The 17,207-nt window shown below is 69.8% G+C and carries 10 protein-coding genes and 4 pseudogenes; 3 read left to right on the forward strand and 11 right to left on the reverse strand.

Features of this window, described 5'->3' with window-relative positions; genetic code table 11:
• Positions 1–51: 51 nt before the first annotated feature.
• On the reverse strand, positions 52–2,262 hold the full coding sequence (gene tatC / locus ACODNG_RS09045) for a twin-arginine translocase subunit TatC (RefSeq protein WP_434521043.1): 2,211 nt from the start codon (positions 2,260–2,262) through the stop codon (positions 52–54).
• A gap of 162 nt (positions 2,263–2,424) precedes the next feature.
• Here tatC (ACODNG_RS09045) and tatC (ACODNG_RS09050) point away from each other — a divergent pair, with 162 nt between their 5' ends.
• Positions 2,425–3,561, forward strand: a complete 1,137-nt coding sequence (gene tatC, locus ACODNG_RS09050) for a twin-arginine translocase subunit TatC (protein WP_434521044.1) — start codon at positions 2,425–2,427, stop codon at positions 3,559–3,561.
• A gap of 49 nt (positions 3,562–3,610) precedes the next feature.
• Here tatC (ACODNG_RS09050) and ACODNG_RS09055 read toward each other — a convergent pair.
• Positions 3,611–6,525 (reverse strand): annotated as a pseudogene (locus ACODNG_RS09055) (hypothetical protein).
• Positions 6,526–6,685: 160 nt separating this feature from the next.
• Between ACODNG_RS09055 and ACODNG_RS09060 the strand changes: the two are divergent.
• A complete protein-coding gene (locus tag ACODNG_RS09060; RefSeq protein ID WP_434521045.1) occupies positions 6,686–6,841 on the forward strand; it encodes a hypothetical protein in 156 nt (51 codons plus the stop codon).
• Positions 6,842–6,907: 66 nt separating this feature from the next.
• On the opposite strand, the gene argF is transcribed toward ACODNG_RS09060, so the two are convergent.
• From argF to ACODNG_RS09105, 9 genes and pseudogenes are all read right to left on the reverse strand, one after another.
• Complete coding sequence (gene argF, locus ACODNG_RS09065; RefSeq protein ID WP_434521046.1) at positions 6,908–7,807, reverse strand: ornithine carbamoyltransferase; 900 nt, start codon at positions 7,805–7,807, stop codon at positions 6,908–6,910.
• A gap of 65 nt (positions 7,808–7,872) precedes the next feature.
• Positions 7,873–9,075 carry a [LysW]-lysine hydrolase gene (locus tag ACODNG_RS09070; RefSeq protein ID WP_434521047.1) on the reverse strand — a complete coding sequence of 401 codons (1,203 nt, stop codon included), beginning with the start codon at positions 9,073–9,075 and terminating at the stop codon, positions 7,873–7,875.
• A complete protein-coding gene (locus ACODNG_RS09075) occupies positions 9,075–10,202 on the reverse strand; it encodes an aspartate aminotransferase family protein (RefSeq protein ID WP_434521048.1) in 1,128 nt (375 codons plus the stop codon). The genes ACODNG_RS09070 and ACODNG_RS09075 overlap by 1 nt, the downstream gene beginning before the upstream one ends.
• Positions 10,199–11,175 (reverse strand): annotated as a pseudogene (locus ACODNG_RS09080) (acetylglutamate/acetylaminoadipate kinase). The gene ACODNG_RS09075 and the pseudogene ACODNG_RS09080 overlap by 4 nt, the downstream one beginning before the upstream one ends.
• Complete coding sequence (gene argC / locus ACODNG_RS09085) at positions 11,172–12,248, reverse strand: N-acetyl-gamma-glutamyl-phosphate reductase (protein WP_434521049.1); 1,077 nt, start codon at positions 12,246–12,248, stop codon at positions 11,172–11,174. Before argC ends, ACODNG_RS09080 begins: the two are co-directional and overlap by 4 nt.
• Positions 12,245–13,166: pseudogene (lysX, locus tag ACODNG_RS09090) on the reverse strand (lysine biosynthesis protein LysX). The gene argC and the pseudogene lysX overlap by 4 nt, the downstream one beginning before the upstream one ends.
• Positions 13,167–13,206: 40 nt before the next feature.
• Positions 13,207–13,395 carry a lysine biosynthesis protein LysW gene (gene lysW, locus ACODNG_RS09095; protein ID WP_434521050.1) on the reverse strand — a complete coding sequence of 63 codons (189 nt, stop codon included), beginning with the start codon at positions 13,393–13,395 and terminating at the stop codon, positions 13,207–13,209.
• A 275-nt stretch (positions 13,396–13,670) separates the two neighbouring features.
• Positions 13,671–15,193, reverse strand: a pseudogene (gene argH / locus ACODNG_RS09100) (argininosuccinate lyase).
• Positions 15,194–16,441, reverse strand: a complete 1,248-nt coding sequence (locus tag ACODNG_RS09105) for an argininosuccinate synthase (protein ID WP_434521051.1) — start codon at positions 16,439–16,441, stop codon at positions 15,194–15,196.
• A 491-nt stretch (positions 16,442–16,932) separates the two neighbouring features.
• On the opposite strand from ACODNG_RS09105, the gene ACODNG_RS09110 reads away from it, so the two are divergent.
• Positions 16,933–17,202 (forward strand): hypothetical protein, encoded by a 270-nt coding sequence (locus tag ACODNG_RS09110; RefSeq protein WP_434521052.1) that lies wholly within the window; start codon positions 16,933–16,935, stop codon positions 17,200–17,202.
• Positions 17,203–17,207: the final 5 nt, after the last annotated feature.

Consider the following 17,207-nt stretch of genomic DNA (forward strand, 5'->3'; position numbering starts at 1 on the left):
CTCGTCGGTCTCGGGGGTGGTCCTGCCGGGGACTCGCCGCGCGGCGCCCCCTCAGCGCCCGACGAACTCCGCGGGCGGCGAGAGGTTCCGCCGGCCGCCGAAGGTGACGAGGAAGAGGACGGCGAGGCCGAGTCCGTACGCCGCCATCAGCGGGACCGTCGCGAGGAACATCGTGATCACGTCTGCGGGGGTGAACACCGCCGCGATCACCATGATCCCGATCGTCACTTCGCGCCAGCGCTCGCGGAACACGCGGTAGGGGACGCCCGCCTTGTTCGCCAACACCATCGCGATCGGGATGTCAGCGAGGAAGCCGATCCCGAGCGTGGTGTAGATGACGAGCCAGAGGAAGTCGCTCACCTGATAGGTGATGATCATGTCGGCGAGGCGCGCGTCGGTGACGAGCCAGCCGATGAGTCCCGGCGCGATGTACGCGTAGCCGAGCGCGAAGCCGCCGATCATCCCGGCGCCGAGCGCGCCGGCCCACAGGTACACCTGGTGGACACGCCCGGCGACGAAGCCGCGTTCGCGGAGCGCGGGCCACGCGTAGTAGAGGACGAGGGGCAACGCGGCGAAGATCCCGAGGATCACCGAGAACTTCACCATGAACACCAGCGCCTCGACCGGGTGGAGCGTGATGATGTTGATCCCGCCTTCGACCTCCGCGGGCACGCGCCGTTCGAGGTCGCCCCGAACCGTGCCGAGCCCGCCGAGGTACAGCCACATGAACGCGGCCGCCATCACGGCGCCGAAGACGCCGACGATCCGGAACGACCGCGTGCGCAGCGAGTCGAAGATGAACCTGAGGTCTTTGTAGTAGCCGCCGATGTCGTCTTCCGCCTGCTCCCCGTCGCCGTCGGTGAGTTCGGCGAGGAACGTCGAACTCGCCCGCGACCCGCGGTTCCGGACGGATCCCATCAGCCCGCCGCCGTCGTCCTCGCCGCCGGTGGCGGCGCTCGCGTCGCCCTCCGCGGCGTCGCCGCCTTCGCCGTCGTTCGCCTCGTCGAAGCGGTCGAGGATCGCCTGCGCCTTCTCCGGTTCGTCGTCCTCCATCGCGGCCTGCGCGAGCGCGAGCGACTCCGCTTCTTCCATCTCGGTGAAGGTGTCGACGGGGGCCGCCCGCACGCCCGCGGCGTCGAGTTCGCTCACGTCGATCGCCGTCGGGTCGCCGTACTGGTAGCCCGCGCTCGTGGTGTCGAGGTCGGTGTACACCGCCCACAGCGTCGCGACGACGGCGAACGCGAGCGCCCACGCGACGGCGTAGATCGCAAGGGCGGTCCCGGGGTCGACGCCGAGTCCCTCGCCCGCGGCGAGGAACCGCCGACTGCTCCCCGCGAGCCGGAGGAGGTCGTTGACCGCGGTCCGGCCGCCGTACTCGTAGAAGCCGTACACGAGCGCGCCGCCGAGGACGGTCACGCCGCCGACGACGTTCCAGTGGTTCCAGACCGCGCCGAGCACGTCGACCCGGTCGGAGCTCCGCTTGGCCGTGACGACGAGCTTCGCGAGGTAGAGGCTGAAGCCGTACAGCGCTGTCAGCGGGAACGCCCACAGCAGCTGTGTGAACGGGTCTGGCGGCGAGAAGAACGCGCCGAAGACGAAGATTGCGACGACCGCGTAGCGCCACTTGTCGCGGAACGTCTCGTACTGGACGATTTCGGCGTACGACAGCCCGGTGACGAGGAGCGGCATCTGTCCCGCCAGCCCGAAGGACAGAGAGAGGAAGACGATGAACTCCGTCCACATCACGATCCCGTAGGTGGGCTGGATGTCGGCCTCCAGTCCGAACTCTGCGAGGAAGCCGAACATCAGCGGGAAGAACGCGAAGACGCCGTAGGCGACGCCGGCGGTGAACAGCCCGGCGCCGAGCAGCGCGAGACCCGCGAGCTTCCACCGGGCGACGGGAGATTGGGGCCACATCCCCCGGGCGCGGAGCTCGTCGCGGGTGACGTAGATCAGCGGCGGAATCGCGGTGATCGCGCCCACTATCAGTCCGATCTTCGCCTGGAGGAGGATCACCTCGAACGGCGTCGTCGCGATGATGTCCGCCTCCGCGGCGACCGCGGGGCTCATGTTCGACTCCGTGACGTCGCGGAGCCAGTCCCAGATGTACACGCGGAGCGCCCAGAACGTCAGGATAAAGCCGGCCAAGAAGACGAGGAACACCTTCTGGAGGTCCTTCTGAATCGACCGAAGGAACGCCTTCGCCGTGTCGCGGCCCTCCGCGATCGACCGCTGGGTGTCCTCGTCGAGGGCGCTCGCCATACGGAGGGCGAAGGCCGTCGCCGTTATCAACCTTTTCGACCGCGGGCGATTCCCGCGGACGGTTCGCCGGTCGCCACTTCGAACCCCACGGCACCCCATCGGTCGCGCGGGACGCCGCCATCCGAAAAGGTTGATAACCGCCCGGTCGCGTAGGGAAACTGAATGGACGACTCGGACCGGTCGCGCGACGACGACTCGGCCGCCGCTGACGGGTCGGCCGACGAGGACAAACCCGAAAGCGACGGCGCCGTCGACGGGGGGTCCGAGAGCGTCGAGTCCGAGGTCGAGTCAGAGATCGAATCCGAGGTTGAGCCCGCGGCGAGCGACACTGAGTCATCCGACGACGAGGCGGCGGACGCGTTTTCGGGCTCGGAAGAGGTCGTCGAAGCCGAGGACGCGGGACGGTCCGACGCCCTCGATGACGCCGACTCCGCCGACCCTGCGGACGCGGACGCCGACTCCGCCGAGACCACGGACGACGCCGAGAGTCTCGGCGACGGCGGCACGCCGGCGACGGCCGCAGACACACCGGCCGCCGCCGAGACGGCCGTCGAGGACGAGCCGTTCGAGGGCATCGAGGGACCGGAGACGGACGAGGAGATGCCGCTGGCGGCCCACATCGAGGAGATGATGCGCCGGCTCGCCGTCGTGTTCCTCGTCGGCGGACTGGCGACGCTCGTCGTCGTCACCGAGTCGACGGAGCTCATCAACTACTTCTGGAGCTACCACATCCCGGCGCCGATGGAGAACCGACCCCGGCTGTACGGCCCGCTCGAACTCCCGCTCACCCGGTTGAAGGTGGCCGGACTCGCGGGCGTCGTGGTCGGGCTTCCGGCGTTCGTCTACCAGACCTACCGGTTCATGAAGCCCGGTCTCTACGAGAACGAGCGGCGCTACTACCTCGCGGCGGTGCCGACCAGTCTGGTCCTCGGCGGGATCGGGATCGCGTTCGCGCACTTCCTCGTGTTGCCCGCGATGTTCTCGTACTTCACCACCTACACCTCCGACGCGGCGACCATCGCCTTCGGGCTCGCGGAGACGTTCAGCCTGATCGTCGTGATGCTTGCGCTGATGGCGTTCGTTTTCCAGATCCCGCTTTTCATCATGCTCGCGATCATGATGAACCTCGTCACCCGGGAGTGGCTGGAGGCGAAGCGGCTGATCTTCTGGGGGTCGTTCCTCGGGATCGCCTTCCTGTTTAACCCCGACCTCACCGGGATGGCGCCGATCATCGTGACGCTCACCATGATCGCCCTCTTCGAGGGGACGCTCGCCATCCTACGCTGGACCGGGAATTAGCCCCGGTACTCGCTCCTTCGAAAGAGTCGGACCGAGTTACGACACTTCTCTACCTGTCCTGGTTGAGCGGTTCGCGGTGGAGTACCTCGCCCTCGCTGAAGACGACGGCGGCCAGTCTCGGCTCCGTGTCGACAGCGACGCTCGTCTCGTCGCCGGCGGTCACCTCGTCGGCGTCGGAATCCCACGGGCGCAGTCCCTCGGTCGCGGGTTCCACGACCACGTCGACGCGGTCGGCGTCAAGTGCGTCACCGCTGACGTGAGTGAACGTCACGACGCCCCCCTCATCGTCGTCAGCCGGTTCATACACGACCTCGAACGTCGCCTGCGGGGGGATCACGTGCTCCGTCACGGTTCGGGTCTCGTCGCCGGCAGTCCACTCGACAGTAATCGTTGTGCCGGCCGACAGATCGCCGAGCGACAGCGTCTCCCCGCCAGTCAGTTGGTCCGTCTCATCGGCGGGCTGGGCTGTTGCGGGCTCACCATCGATCAGCACCTCGAAGGCATCGGCGCTGCGGCGAACCTCGCCGACGTAGCGGAGCGTCGTCTCCGATCCCTCGTTGTCGCCCCCGCCTCCGTCATTGACGATGAATCCGCGGCGGGGTGCCGCCGAGAAGTGACCCACGGAGCTGGTCGCCGACCCGTTCTCGAACTCGGTGTGGACGCTGACGACCACGGTGTCGTCGAACCCAACGTCGTCGACCGTGATCGTGTCCCCCGCCGTTAGCTCGTCATGTTCAGCCGCAAACGCCGACTCCTGATCGCGTTCCCGTCCCCGCAATTCGCCGGCACCGTTCACCGACACGCGCAGCCGCTCGGGATCGGCAGGCTGTTCGCCGACGTACTCGATCGTCATGGTCTCGGAGTCGGCATCGTAGGTCGCTGCGACCGCCTCGCGCGCCGTGGTCGTGCCGCCGAGATGGTGTTCGCGGTCGCCGCCCGTCCACACGAGTCGGACCCGCGAGAGCGGCGGCACCGGAGCGCTGAACGAGTCGTCGGGACCGAACTCGTCGAGTTTGTCCGCGGGCTGGACGTCGGCCGGGGTGCGACCGACCTGAAGCTCCAACTCCGACGCGGGAAGCGTCCGGCCGCCTCGGTGCTGGACCGTAATCTCGCCGGCGTCTGGGTCGTACTCGATAGACGCACGCGTGTTCGGAACGACCTCGTGTTCGGCGATGACGACCGGATCGTCCGGTTCGCGCCACTCGACTGCGACCGTACTCCCCAGCGGGAGCTCGCCGAGAACCAGCTCCTCGTCGCTCGAGAGGGTGTCGTGTTCGTCGGCGAACTGCTTGTCGGTTGGCTCGCCGTCGATCAGCGTCACGAACGCGTCAGCGGGACGAGACTCTTCGCCGTCATACCTGACCGTGGTTCCGTCCTCGGCGTGCGAGTGGATCCACACTTGCGGGGGGCGGGCGCGGTAATAGACGAGCGAGCCGCCGCCCGACGGTTGCTCAACGTCGAACTCCAACTGTACACTGTCGCCGATCGACACGTCCGTGACGGTGACTGCGTCGCCGGGTTCGAGCGTGCCGTCGGTGAATTCGTCTCCGACCGTTTGGACGCCGTCCCCGCCGCGGTGGACCAGCCGAAGGCTGCCTGCGTCGGCGGAGCGCTCGGCCTCGTAGGCGAGTTCCACCGTCTCGGCCTTCATATCGTAGTCAAAGGCGAACGCCTCGCGGTCGACCCGTTCGCTGGCGTACGTGTCGTAGACGTTCGCGTCCGGGTCGAACCACCGCAGCGTGACGGTTGCGATCAGTCCGGTCTGGACAGTGATCTCATCGCCCGCCGTGAATTCCTCGCCGTCGAGGACCGTGTCGCTCACCTCCTCGCCGTCGTGCCACACCTCCAGCTCGTCGACCGGCACCGACTCGCCCTCGACGTGCTCGAAGGTCACCGTTCCCGCAGCGCGGTCGAACTGCGACCGGACGCGGGCGTCCGGCGACGCCTCACGGTCGAGTTCCGGCGGGGCCTCGACGACGGCGTCGACGAGCACGACTCCGTCGGTTCGGGTGATCTCCGTCTCGACCGGGACGGCGGGATCGACGGTACGCACGAGTCCCTCGACGGTCTCGTCGTCGACCTCGTCGACGTCATCAGCCGGACGGATCACGTATGCGTTCTCCGCCGTTCCGTCGAGGTCCCTGAGGTCTTCAGGGGCGGTCTCGAAGCCAGCGGCGAACGCGTCGACGTCGCCGGGGACCGCGAGCGGAAATGGACCGCCGGCGGCGTCCGGGACCAAAAGCACCATTTCGAATCCACCAAGCCGAGGGAGGGCGGCCGCGCCCAGCGGCGATTCAGCGAGGCGGTCGGCCTCGTCGGCGGCCGCGCGGCCGGCGGCGCGAGCGGCTTCGATCCGCCGGTCGCTCGCGTCGTCTTCCGACGAGTCCGAACGACCGCGAGGACTCGGCGAATACCCACTGTCGGTCACGGCGGCCGCCACGCCGTCGCCGGTGACGAACGCGGTCTCACCGTCATCGGTGAGTCTCCAGCCGGCAGGGAGTTCGTCCGTCGTCTCGACGTCCGCGGGGGCGTCGTCGCCCGACTCCTCGCCGGTCTCATCGCCCCCCTCGCCGACCGCGATCGTCTCACCGCGGTCGAGTCGGTCGAAACCACCGGCCGCCGTCACCAGCTGAACCCCACGGTCGGACGGGGTGACCGCGACCGTCGCAGACAGCTCGTCGGCGTCGACGTCGAGCCGCTCGGTCGCGGAACGGGCGCGGTAGCTCAGCTCCTCTGTCGTGTCGGCGTCGATGCGGTCCGCAATGACCGTCGCGTAGGTCGTCGACAGCGCGTCGCCCGCCGGAACCGGGAGGAAGGCGTCGGCGAACGGGGCCGAATATCGAGGTCGAGGTCAGTCGGTCGGCCGGAAACGCGCGCGTCGGTTTCGGGGGTGAGAACACCTGTCAGCGCTGCGAGCGTCAGGGCGCTTCCTCCGAGGAAGCGCCGACGGGAGGGACGTACCATACGCAGATGTTTCAACGCTGCGATAAAAAAACGGTCGATGATACAAATCACCGTTGTAGTCTCCAAGTGGCGGCCGCTCCCGTTGTGCCACCGCTGGCCGTCGGCACGCGCCGCCGCTCCGTCGATACGCATTTGTCCGCGGCGAAGCGATTGCCTCGGTATGGTCCTCAGTCTCGTCGTTCCAGCCGCGGTCGCGTTCGTGTTCGCCGCGCTCGCGGCGTACGTGGGTGCCCTCCGCGCGCTGGAGGTTTACTTCGATCCGAACCAGGACAGCGTTTTCCTCATGGACGACCGCGACCCGCCGCAGCGTCCGTGACGCCGCGGTAGCTGCGGCGGCCACGACCCCGCCCGGCGGATCGCTCCCTCCGGGCCGCTCCGGTCCTCACGCCCCGCCGAGCAGTTCGACGAGCAGCGCGTTCTGCGCGTGCATCCGGTTTTCCGCCTGATCCCAGACGAGGGCGCGGTCGGATTCGAGCACGTCGTCGGTGACCTCCTCGCCCCGGTGCGCGGGCAGGCAGTCGATCACCTTCGCGTCGGTGCCGGCGAGCAGGTCCGCGTTCACCTGGAACCCGTCGAAGGCGGCGAGCTTCTCGTCGCGCTCGTCCTCCTGTCCCATCGAGATCCACACGTCGGTGTACACCACGTCGGCGCCGTCGACCGCCGCTTCGGGGTCCGTCGTGGGCGTCACGTCCGCCCCGAACGTGGCGGCGCGCTCGAAGACCGCGGGGTCCATGCCGTAGTCGGCGGGCGTGGCGACCTCGACGTCGATCCCGGCCATCGCGGCGCCGACGACGAACGACTGCCCGACGTTGTTTCCGTCGCCGACCCACGCGACGGTTGCGTCCTCGCCGACCCTCTCCCGGATCGTGAGGAGGTCGGCCAGCGTCTGGCAGGGGTGCGCCTCGTCGGTGAGTCCGTTGATCACGGGACAGTCGGCGTACTCGGCGAGCACTTCGACGTCCTCGTGGTCGAACAGTCTCGCCATCACGCCGTCGACGTACCGCCCGAGCACGCGCGCGGTGTCCTTCAGCGGCTCGCCGTGCCCCAGCTGGATGTCGTCGGGACCGAGGAACATCGCGTGGCCGCCCAGACGGGTCATCCCCGTCTCGAAGGAGACGCGGGTGCGCGTCGAGGGCTTCTCGAAGATCATCCCGAGCGTCGCATCCGCCAGTCGGGGGTCGGTCTCGCCCGCCTTCATCGCGGCGGCGCGGTCGAGCAGGGCGTCCAGTTCGGCTGGCGTCACGTCGTCGATGTCGAGGAAGTCGTCGGTGGCGAGTGGCATCGTTGGATTGTGGGTGTGGTACGTGGTGTCGTTCGAAAACGGTGGGTGTCGGGGCGTCTACGGGGTCAGAGTCGCTCGCGGCAGACCTCGGTCAACACGCGCACGGCGCGGTCGAGGTCCGGGAGCGGCAGCCGCTCGTCGGGCGCGTGGTCCAGGTCGGAGTTGCCCGGGCCGTAGGTGACCATCGGGCAGTCCCACGCGGCCGCGAAGAGGTTCATGTCGCTCGTGCCGGTCTTCCGGAGCAGGCGCACGTCGCCGCCCGTCGACCGGATCGCGACGCGGAACGCCCGCGCGAGGTCGGTCCGCGGGCTCTCCATCACGGGCGGCATCGGCTCGCCCCACTGGACCGAGCCGGTCGACAGCTCCGCCTCCGACAGCTCGTGGATCTCGTCGACCGGGCGCGAGGGCGGGATCCGCAGCTGAACCTCCATCGTCGTCTCCACGGCGAGTCCGTCGTCGCTCAGCCCGCCGTCGATCGAGATGGGCTTGGTCGTCACCTGGTCGAAGACGGCGGTCTCGGAGTCCTCCGGCGTGAACGTCTCCTCGACGCCGTGCCACCAGTCGATCGCGTGCTGGATCGCGTTCGGCTCCGGCCGCGAGGAGTGGCCCGACTCGCTGGTGTTCACGTACGTCCCCTCCAGCAGGCCGCGGTAGCCGAGGGTGATCCCCTGCCAGCCCGACGGCTCGCCGTTGACCACCGCCTCCGGGGCGTCGCGGTCGCCGATGAGGGCGCGCGCGCCGCCGGAGTCGACCTCCTCGCGGACGACGCCGACGAAGGAGACCCCGGTCTTCACCGCCGCGACCGCCATCGCGACCAGCGGTCCCGTCGCGTCGACCGCGCCGCGTCCCCACAGCACGGGGTCGCCCGGCTCGCCGGCGCGGACGTCGGACGGCTCCGGCAGTTCGCCCTCCGGCGGCGCCGGCCGCACCTCGACCGGGATGTCGCCGGGGACGGTGTCGACGTGCGAGGTGAGGAGGACGGCGTCGTCCGCCGGCGCGCGGACGTTCCCGACCTCGTCGACCCACGCCTCCCGCCCGTTCGCCTCGAAGAAGTCGACGAGGCGCTCGGCGGCCCGCTCCTCCTCGCCCGACGGCGAGGGGATCGAGACCATGTCGTACAGCAGCTTCCGGGCCGCCGTGTCGCAGGCCGCGGGGTAGCCGCCGCCGGCGACGACATCGGCGTCGTCGGCCGCGGTCGACTCGCGTTCGGATCTCTCCCCCTCTGACTCCTCGCCCTCCTCTGCGTCGCGCTCCTTGCCGGCCGCCATCAGCCGATCACCTCGGCTATCGCGTCGACGACGGTGTCGGCGTGCTCGCGCTCTATCGTCAGCGGCGGGAGCAGCCGCAACACGGTGCGCCCCGCCGGGAGCGCGAGGATCTGGTGATCGATCGCGAGGTCGCGCAGCAGGCGGTTCGACCCGCGGCGGACCTCGACGCCGATCATCAGTCCGTCGCCGCGCACGTCGCGCACGTCGTCGCCGAGACGGTCGCGGAGCTCGCCGCGGAGGTAGCTCCCCATCTCGTCGGCGTGCGCGGCCAGCCCCTCGCGCTCGATCACGTCGAGGGTGGCGCTCGCCGCGGCCGACACCACCGGTCCCCCGGAGAACGTCGAGCCGTGGTCGCCCGAGTCCTCCGCGATCCAGTCGCGACACAGCGTCGCGCCGACCGGCAGCCCGCTGCCGAGTCCCTTCGCAGTCGTGAGGATATCGGGGACCACGTCGTGCTTCTCCGCCGCCCACATCGAGCCGGTGCGGCCGAGCCCGGTCTGGATCTCGTCGAGGATCATCGCGGCGCCGGCCGCGTCGGTCGCGTCCCGGACGGCCCGGAGGTAGTCGGTCGAGGGGGGGTTGATCCCGCCCTCGCCCTGAAGTGGCTCTAAGATCACCGCGGCAGTCTCCTCGTCGACGGCCTCGCGCATCGCGTCGGCGTCGCCGTACTCGACGAACTCCACGCCGCCCGCGAGCGGGCCGAACCCCTCCTTGTACTTCTCTTTCCACGTCGTCGCGAGCGTCCCCATCGTCCGGCCGTGGAACCCCTGCGTGGTCGCGATTATCTTCTCGCGACCCGTCGCGTGCCGGGCGAACTTCAGCGCGGCCTCGTTCGCCTCTGTCCCGGAGTTACAGAGCCAGACGTCGTCGAGGTCGCCGGGCGCGACCTCGGCCAGCTGCTCGTATAACGCCGTCCGCGCCGCGTGCGGGTACGACGCCTGGACGTACATGAGATCTTCAAGCTGGCCCGTCGCGGCGTCGACGACCTCGGGGTGACAGTGCCCGACCGGCGTACAGGCGTAGCTGGCGCCGAAATCGAGGTACTCGGTGCCGTTCGCGTCAGTGAGGTAGACCCCGTCGCCCGAGGCGATCTCGATAGGCTTCTCGGAGAAGACGAAGCCGCTCACGCGGTCTCACCTCCTTCGACCTCGGCGTCGTCCCCCTCGGCGTCGCCTTTGTCCGCGGCGTCGCCGTCGGTGTCGACGCCGCCGAGCGCCGACCGCTCGAGCGCCGTCCCCTCGCCGCCGAGCGCCGACCGCTCGAGCGCCGTCCCCTCGCCGCCGAGCGCGGCGACGACCGGGTCGCGGACGTTGGCGTCCGCGATCACGACGCGGCCGGAGCCGCCTTCGAGCGCCTCCGTCGCGGCCATCACCTTCTTGCCCATGAACCCCTCGGCGGCCTCCTCGACGGCCGCCAGTTCGTCGGGCGTCGCGGCCGCGTCGATGCGCGTCTCGGGGTCGTCCGGATCGGCGTACACGCCGGACACGTCGGTCAGCAGGACGAGGTCGGCGCCGAGCGCTCCCGCGATCGCCGCGGCCGCGCGGTCGGCGTCGGCGTTGACCGGGGTCACCTCGCCGTCGCCCTCGTCGCCCGCCATCGGCGGCGAGACGACCGGCGTGTAGCCGTCCGCGAGCAGGCCGGTGAGCAGGTCGGCGTTCACCGACTCGATCTTCCCGGAGTGGTCCCCGCGGCGGATCTTCTTCTTCCCGTCCTCGACGACGCGGACGGCCGACTTGCGCGGGCCCGGAGGAGCCCGCCGTCGACGCCGCTCAGCCCGACCGCGTCGACCCCGGCCGAGCGGAACTGTGCCGTCAGTTCGGTGTTGAGCTTGCCGGCCATCGCCATCGAGAACGCCTCCATCGTCTCCGCGTCGGTGAACCGCCCCGTGACGCCCGAGGCGGACTCGACGTACTCCGGCTCGATCCCGAGCCGTTCGAGCGTCTCGTCGACGACCGTCGAGCCGCCGTGAACGACGACGACCGCGCGCCCGTTGGCCGTCAGGTGCGCGACGTCGCCGATCGCACCGGCCGGGTCGACCGCCTTCGCGCCGCCGACCTTGACGACAACGGGCGGCTGATCGGCGGCCTCATCTTCGCTCATGGCGATCCCACCGGGTGAAGCCCGTCGAACTCCAGGCCGGCGGTCTCGGGCAGTTCGAGCGCGACGTTCGCCGCGTGGACCGCCTGTCCCGCTGATCCCTTGGTCATGTTGTCGATCGCCGAGAAGACGACGACGCGCCGGTTCCCGGGGTCCAGCTCGAAGCCGACCTCGCCGTGGTTCGTCCCGGCGACCGACTTCGGCTCGGGGTAGCGGTAGACGCCGCCCCCGCCGGAGACGATCCGCATGAACGGCTCGTCGGCGTAGGCGTCGCGGTACGCGCCCCACAGGTCCCCCTTCGAGACCGGCTCGTCGGGGAAAACGTGGCAGGTCGCGCTCGCGCCGCGGACCATGTCGACCGCGTGGACGGTGAAGGAGACGGAGAGACCGAGGTACGCCTCGATCTCCGCCTCGTGGCGGTGGCCGGTCGGCGCGTACGGGCGCACGACGCCCGACCGCTCCGGGTGCGAGGAGGCCGCGCCGCCGCCGGCGCCGCCCTCCGAGGACCCCACCTTCACGTCGACGACGACCTCGCCCGCGTCGGGACCGAGCGCGCCCGCGTCGACCAGCGGCTTGAGGCCGAGGATCGTCGCGGTCGCGTTGCAGCCGCCGCCGGCGATCAGATCGGCGCCCGGGAGGTTCTCGCGGTTGATCTCCGGGAGCGCGTACTCGGCGCGCTCCAGGTACTCCGGCGACTCGTGGCCGTCGTACCACTCGTCGTAGGCGTCGGTTTCCGGCAGCCGGAAGTCGGCCGAGAGGTCGACGACGGTGTCGGCCGCGTCGAAGAACTCGTCGATCCGGCCCATCGAGACGCCGTGGGGCGTCGCCGCGAACAGCACGTCGACCGACTCCAGGTCGTCGGGATCGGAGAAGCGCAGGTCCAGCCCGCGCAGGTTCGGGTGCGAGCGCCCGACGGTCATGTTGTCGGCCGACCGCGAGGTCGCCTGAACGACCTCGAAGTTCGGGTGGCCGGCGAGGAGCCGCAGCAGCTCGCCGCCGGTGAACCCGGTGCCGCCCACGACGCTCGCGGTGTACGTCTCCGCGGCCGCTTCGTCGGTCTCGGCGTCCGCGGTCACGCGTCCACCCCCGCAACTTCTCCGTCGGCCAGCGCCGCGGCCTTCGCCTCCAGCCAGTCGACGACCCGCGCGGGGACGTCGACCTCGGTGGTCGAGTCGAGCGCCTTGAACTCGACGGTGTGGTTCACCTCGTGGACGGTGTACTCGCCGGAGCCGCCGGTCTCGGCGGGGTCGGCGTCCGCGTCGACTCCCACCTCCATCAGGTCGACGCCGAGCATCCCGCCGCCGACCGCCTCGGAGGCGCGCTCGACCAGTTCGGTCGCGCGCTCGTCGAGTTCGAACGACGCCGTCTCGCCGCCCTTCGCGGCGTTCGTGAGCCAGTGGTCCGACGAGCGCGTCATCGCGGCGATCGGCTCGCCGTCGACCGCCAGCACGCGGATGTCGCGGCCGGGCTTGTCGACGAACTCCTGGACGTAGAACACCTTGTGCTCGTAGTGGCCGAGCGTCTCCTTGTGCTCTGAAGATCGCCTCGGCGGCGTTGCGCGAGTCGATCTTCGCCATCAGCCGCCCCCACGAGCCGGTGACCGGCTTGAGGACGCAGGGGTAGCCGAACGACTCGATCGCCTCCAGCGCGGCGTCCTTCGTGAACGCCACCTCCGTCGCCGGGGTCGGGATATCGGCCTCCGCGAGCGCGAGCGAGTTCTTCGCCTTGTCGGCGCAGACGTCGCCCGTCTCGGGGGAGTTGATCACGGGAACGCCGTAGCTGTCGAGGAACTTGGTCGCGTACAGCGACCGGCTTGTCGACAGGCACCGGTCGACGACGATATCGAGGTCGTCGACGGCCGCGGTCGTGGACTCCAGCCCGAACCGCTCCTTGCGGACGTCGATCTTCTCGACCTCGTGGCCGCGGTCGCGGAGCTCGCCGAGCAGGAGCTTCTCGTCCTTCCGGATCCGCGAGTAGAGGATCCCTATACGCATATCGACCACTCGCGTGTCGCGGCCGTGGCGGTCGTCGCCATTACTCGCCCCAGTCCTCCTCCAGTTCGGGCGCCTCCTCCAAGACGACCGGATCGAGCGAGATGACCTCCAGCTCGCTCCCGGTGACCGGACTGTCGATGATCTCGCCGACCTCGACGTCGGCCGGAATCTCGATCTCCTCGCCCGTGATCGGGTCCTCCGCAGTCAGCGTGTCGGTGTCGCTCGTCATCGTGCCTCGTTCTCGGCGGCGGGAACCCATAAAGGTTCCGAACTTACCAAATAGTTTACACTAACTAAAGCGCCGGCTATCGAAGAGAGACGAGCCGAAAGCGGCCGACCGAACGAGTGTATCAGATCTGGGTAACTTGTTCGTCCCCTCGCGGGAACGGAATCGCGACCGGCGGTCGCCGCTCGACCGCCGACCGCGACGGTCGTCGCCGTCGGTCGGGCTGCGGCGGTCGGTTCGGCGTCCGTCCGCGGGTTCTCCTGAGACCGGTCCGCGGGTCAGACATACGCTTCCACCTCCGCGTCGAGCGCGTCGGCCGCCGCCGCGAGCGCCTTGCGACGCTCGTCGAGCGCCGTCGCGTCCGCGTCGATTCCGGCGGTCCCGGCCGTCGAGATCCTCGGCGACCGCCGCGGGGGCGGGACCGCCGGCGGAGTCGCGGCTCGCGACGCTCGCGGCCGGATCGAGGACGCGTTCGACCTCCTCGCGGGACACGCGCTCGAAGAGGGACTCGCCCAGCACGGCGCGTGCGGCCTCGTCAACTTTTGCGGCGGCCGTCGCCGGGTCGTCCCCGTCTTCGACCTCGGGCGCGGCGCTCGCGACGATCTCGTGGGCCGTCCGGAAGGGAAGGCCGCTGGCCGCGAGCAGGTCTGCGACCCCGGTGGCCGTCGAGAAGCCCTTGCCCGCGGCGGCCGCGAGCGCGTCCTCGTCCCACTCGGCTGTCGCGACCGCGCCCGCGGCGACCTCGGTCGCCTCCCGCACGTCGCCGGCGATCTCGAAGACGCTCGCGTGGGCGCGCTGGAGGTCGCGGTTGTAGGCGCGCGGCAGCCCCTTCAGCAGGCTCAGCGTACCGGTCGCCTCGCCGATCGCGTCGCCCGCGACGCCGCGGGTCAGCTCCAGCGTGTCGGGGTTCTTCTTCTGGGGCATGATCGAGGAGGTGGAGGCGTACGCGTCCGCCAGCTCGACGACCCCTTTGTTCGAGAACACGATCAGGTCCTCCGCCAGCCCCGACAGCGTCGTCGCGAGCGTCGCGAGCGCGGTCGCCGACTCCGCGAGGAAGTCGCGCGCGGAGACGGCGTCCATCGAGTTCCGGACAGTCCCGTCGAACCCGAGCAGCTCGGTGGTGCGGTCGCGGTCGACGTCGAACGGCGTCCCCGCGAACGCTGCGCCGCCGAGCGGCGACCGGTTCACCCGGTCGTACGCGTCGAGCAGGCGTTCGGTGTCGCGCGCCAGCCCGCCCTCGTACGACAGCAGGTAGTGCGCGACGGTCGTCGGCTGGGCCGGCTGGAGGTGCGTGTACCCCGGCATCACCGTCTCCGTGTGTTCGCTCGCGACCTCGACGAGCGCCTCGCGGGCGGCGACGGTCGCCTCGACCGCGTCCAGCAGGTCCTCGCGCAGGCGGTAGCGGATACAGGTCGCCACCTCGTCGTTGCGCGAGCGGGCGGTGTCCGATCCGGCCGCCGTCGGGACCGATCCGGTCGATGACGGCGGTCTCGATCGCCTCGTGGACGTCCTCTCCGTCCGGGAGCGCGCCGTGGCCGGCGGTCTCCACGTCGTCGAGCGCGGCGAGTATCTCGCCCGCGACCGCGCTATCGACGATCCCCTGTTCCGCGAGCATCACCGTGTGCGCGCGGTCGACCGCGAGGTCCGCCGCGAAGATAGCCTCGTCGGCCGCGAGGCTCGACAGGAACTCGCGGGCCGGACCGCCGCTGAAGCGGTCGCGGCGGACGGCGGTGTCGCCCTCGTCGGCGCCGCTCGCTCCCGCATCGGCGTCCGTCGCGGCGTCGGGATCGTCGTCGGTCATTTAGCTCTGATCGTCGATCTCGTCGGTCTCGTTTTCCTTGCCGGAACCGTCCGTCGCGAGCTCGGGCTTCGAGACGCTCGCTTTCACGTCGTTGGCGAGGCGCTCCTGGAGCCCGTGGTACTTCGCGACGCCCGTCGCGTCGGACTGCGCGATGCCGGCCACGTCCTCGGTGTTGAACGAGGCCATCTCCTCGGAGTAGACGGCGTACTCGGAGTCGCGCGCGACGACGCGGCAGTCGCCGCCGGAGACTTTCACGGTCGCCGTGCCGGTCACCACGTCCTGCGTCTCGTCGACGAAGGCGTTCAGCGCGTCGACGACGGGCGCGAACACGAGCCCCTCGTAGGCCTTCTCGGACCACTCCTGTTCGATCCCCTTCTTGAAGGAGCGCTCGTTCTTCGTGAGGACGAGGTCTTCGAGGGCCTGGTGAGCGGTCAGAAGCACGGTCGCGGCCGGGTGCTCGTAGTTCTCGCGCACCTTCAGCCCGAGCATGCGGTCCTCCATCACGTCGGTGCGGCCGACGCCGTAGCCCCCGGCGTACTCGTTGAGATGCTGGATCAGCGGGACCGGGTCCATCGCCTCGCCGTCGACCGCGACCGGGACGCCCTCCTCGAAGGTCACCTCGATAGTTGTCTCCCCTTCCGGCTCTGCGGTCCACTCGTAGATGTCCTCCGGCGGCTCGTAGTCCGGGTTCTCCAGCTTCCCGCCCTCGACCGCGCGCGACCAGATGTTCTCGTCGATGGACCAGACGCCGCCGTCGCCGGCCTCGACGGGCAGGTCCTTCTCGGCGGCGTAGTCGATCTCCCACTCGCGGGTGAGACCGAGCTCGCGCACGGGGGCGATCACTTCGAGGTCGGAGCCGCGCCAGACGGCCTCGAACCGGAGCTGGTCGTTCCCCTTCCCCGTGCAGCCGTGGGCGATGGCGTCACAGCCCTGCTCTTCGGCGACGCCGAGGATCGCCTCGGCGATGACGGGGCGCGCGAGGGCGGTGCCGAGCGGGTAGCCCTGATAGCTGGCGTTGGATTTCACGGCGTCGAAACAGAGATCCGCGAACTCCTCTTTCGCGTCGACGACGTGAATGTCGAGTCCGAGCGCCTCGGCGGTCTCCTCGGCCTCGTCGAACTCCTCGGTCGGCTGGCCGACGTCGACGTTGACGCCGATGACCTCGTCGTAGCCGTACTCCTCTTTCAGCAGCGGTACGCAGACGGTCGTGTCGAGTCCCCCACTGAACGCGAGTGCAACGGTTGCCATTACCAGTGTACACCCGACCTATACCCTTAAATTCAGCGGTTTTAGTTCTGGAAGAAATTGGCAGAGCGGTCGCTCACGGCGACGAGAGTCGAGACTCTCCGGAACGAAACGGCGCGAACGCGACGAGGGATGGAGATTACTGGCCCGAGAGGGGCCGTCGTCGCGCCGCGCCGGAAGCCGGTCGCGGCGGTCGGACGCCTCGTCGCGGTCGCAGGGCTCGTCGGTCTCGGAAGAGGACGGCGTCGAGACGAGCCGCTGCGGTCATCTCGTGGAGATAGGCGTATTCGGGTATAAAAAAATTCCGTAACTCACGTCAGAACGCGGCGCGTGGTCAGCGGCCGCGTCCGTGCTGCACGCGTTCGCCGCCGTCTCGGTACCGGTCCATAGCTCTCTGTCGCCGTACACCGGGTTCATAGTTCGTTTTACGTCCCTCTCGGGCATAACCCGATCTCATGGGGGCAAACGACAGGGTCAGACGGCGGTGTCGAGTCGTGACGGAACCGCGCCGCGACAGGGGCGTCACGCTGTACGGGTCCGGCGGCCGGATATACCAGGTCATCGACGCGGCCGAAGGCGTCCGCGGGCGGCTGGACGGGCTTCGCTCCGGAGACGTGGTCGAGGCCGTCTTGGAGCCGGTCCGCTGCCGGGGTGACGGCTGGCGGATCGCGCGCATTTGCGAGGCCCCGTCGTCCGCGTCCCCGCCTCGACGGTCGGAGCCGGACGCGGACGACGGCAGCGTCACGCGGTCGCGTCCGCGGTAGCAGCG

The sequence above is a fragment of the Halorubrum sp. AS12 genome (assembly GCF_051122765.1).
GTDB classification, from domain to species: Archaea; Halobacteriota; Halobacteria; order Halobacteriales; family Haloferacaceae; genus Halorubrum; species Halorubrum trapanicum.

Coding starts and splice junctions, on each gene's coding strand:
- argF (WP_434521046.1), bottom strand. CDS start 7,807: ATGCCACTCGCCACCGACGACTTCCTCGACATCGACGACGTGACGCCA.
- ACODNG_RS09070 (WP_434521047.1), bottom strand. CDS start 9,075: ATGGCGGCCGGCAAGGAGCGCGACGCAGAGGAGGGCGAGGAGTCAGAG.
- tatC (WP_434521044.1), top strand. CDS start 2,425: ATGGACGACTCGGACCGGTCGCGCGACGACGACTCGGCCGCCGCTGAC.
- ACODNG_RS09060 (WP_434521045.1), top strand. CDS start 6,686: ATGGTCCTCAGTCTCGTCGTTCCAGCCGCGGTCGCGTTCGTGTTCGCC.
- ACODNG_RS09105 (WP_434521051.1), bottom strand. CDS start 16,441: ATGGCAACCGTTGCACTCGCGTTCAGTGGGGGACTCGACACGACCGTC.
- lysW (WP_434521050.1), bottom strand. CDS start 13,395: ATGACGAGCGACACCGACACGCTGACTGCGGAGGACCCGATCACGGGC.
- tatC (WP_434521043.1), bottom strand. CDS start 2,262: ATGGCGAGCGCCCTCGACGAGGACACCCAGCGGTCGATCGCGGAGGGC.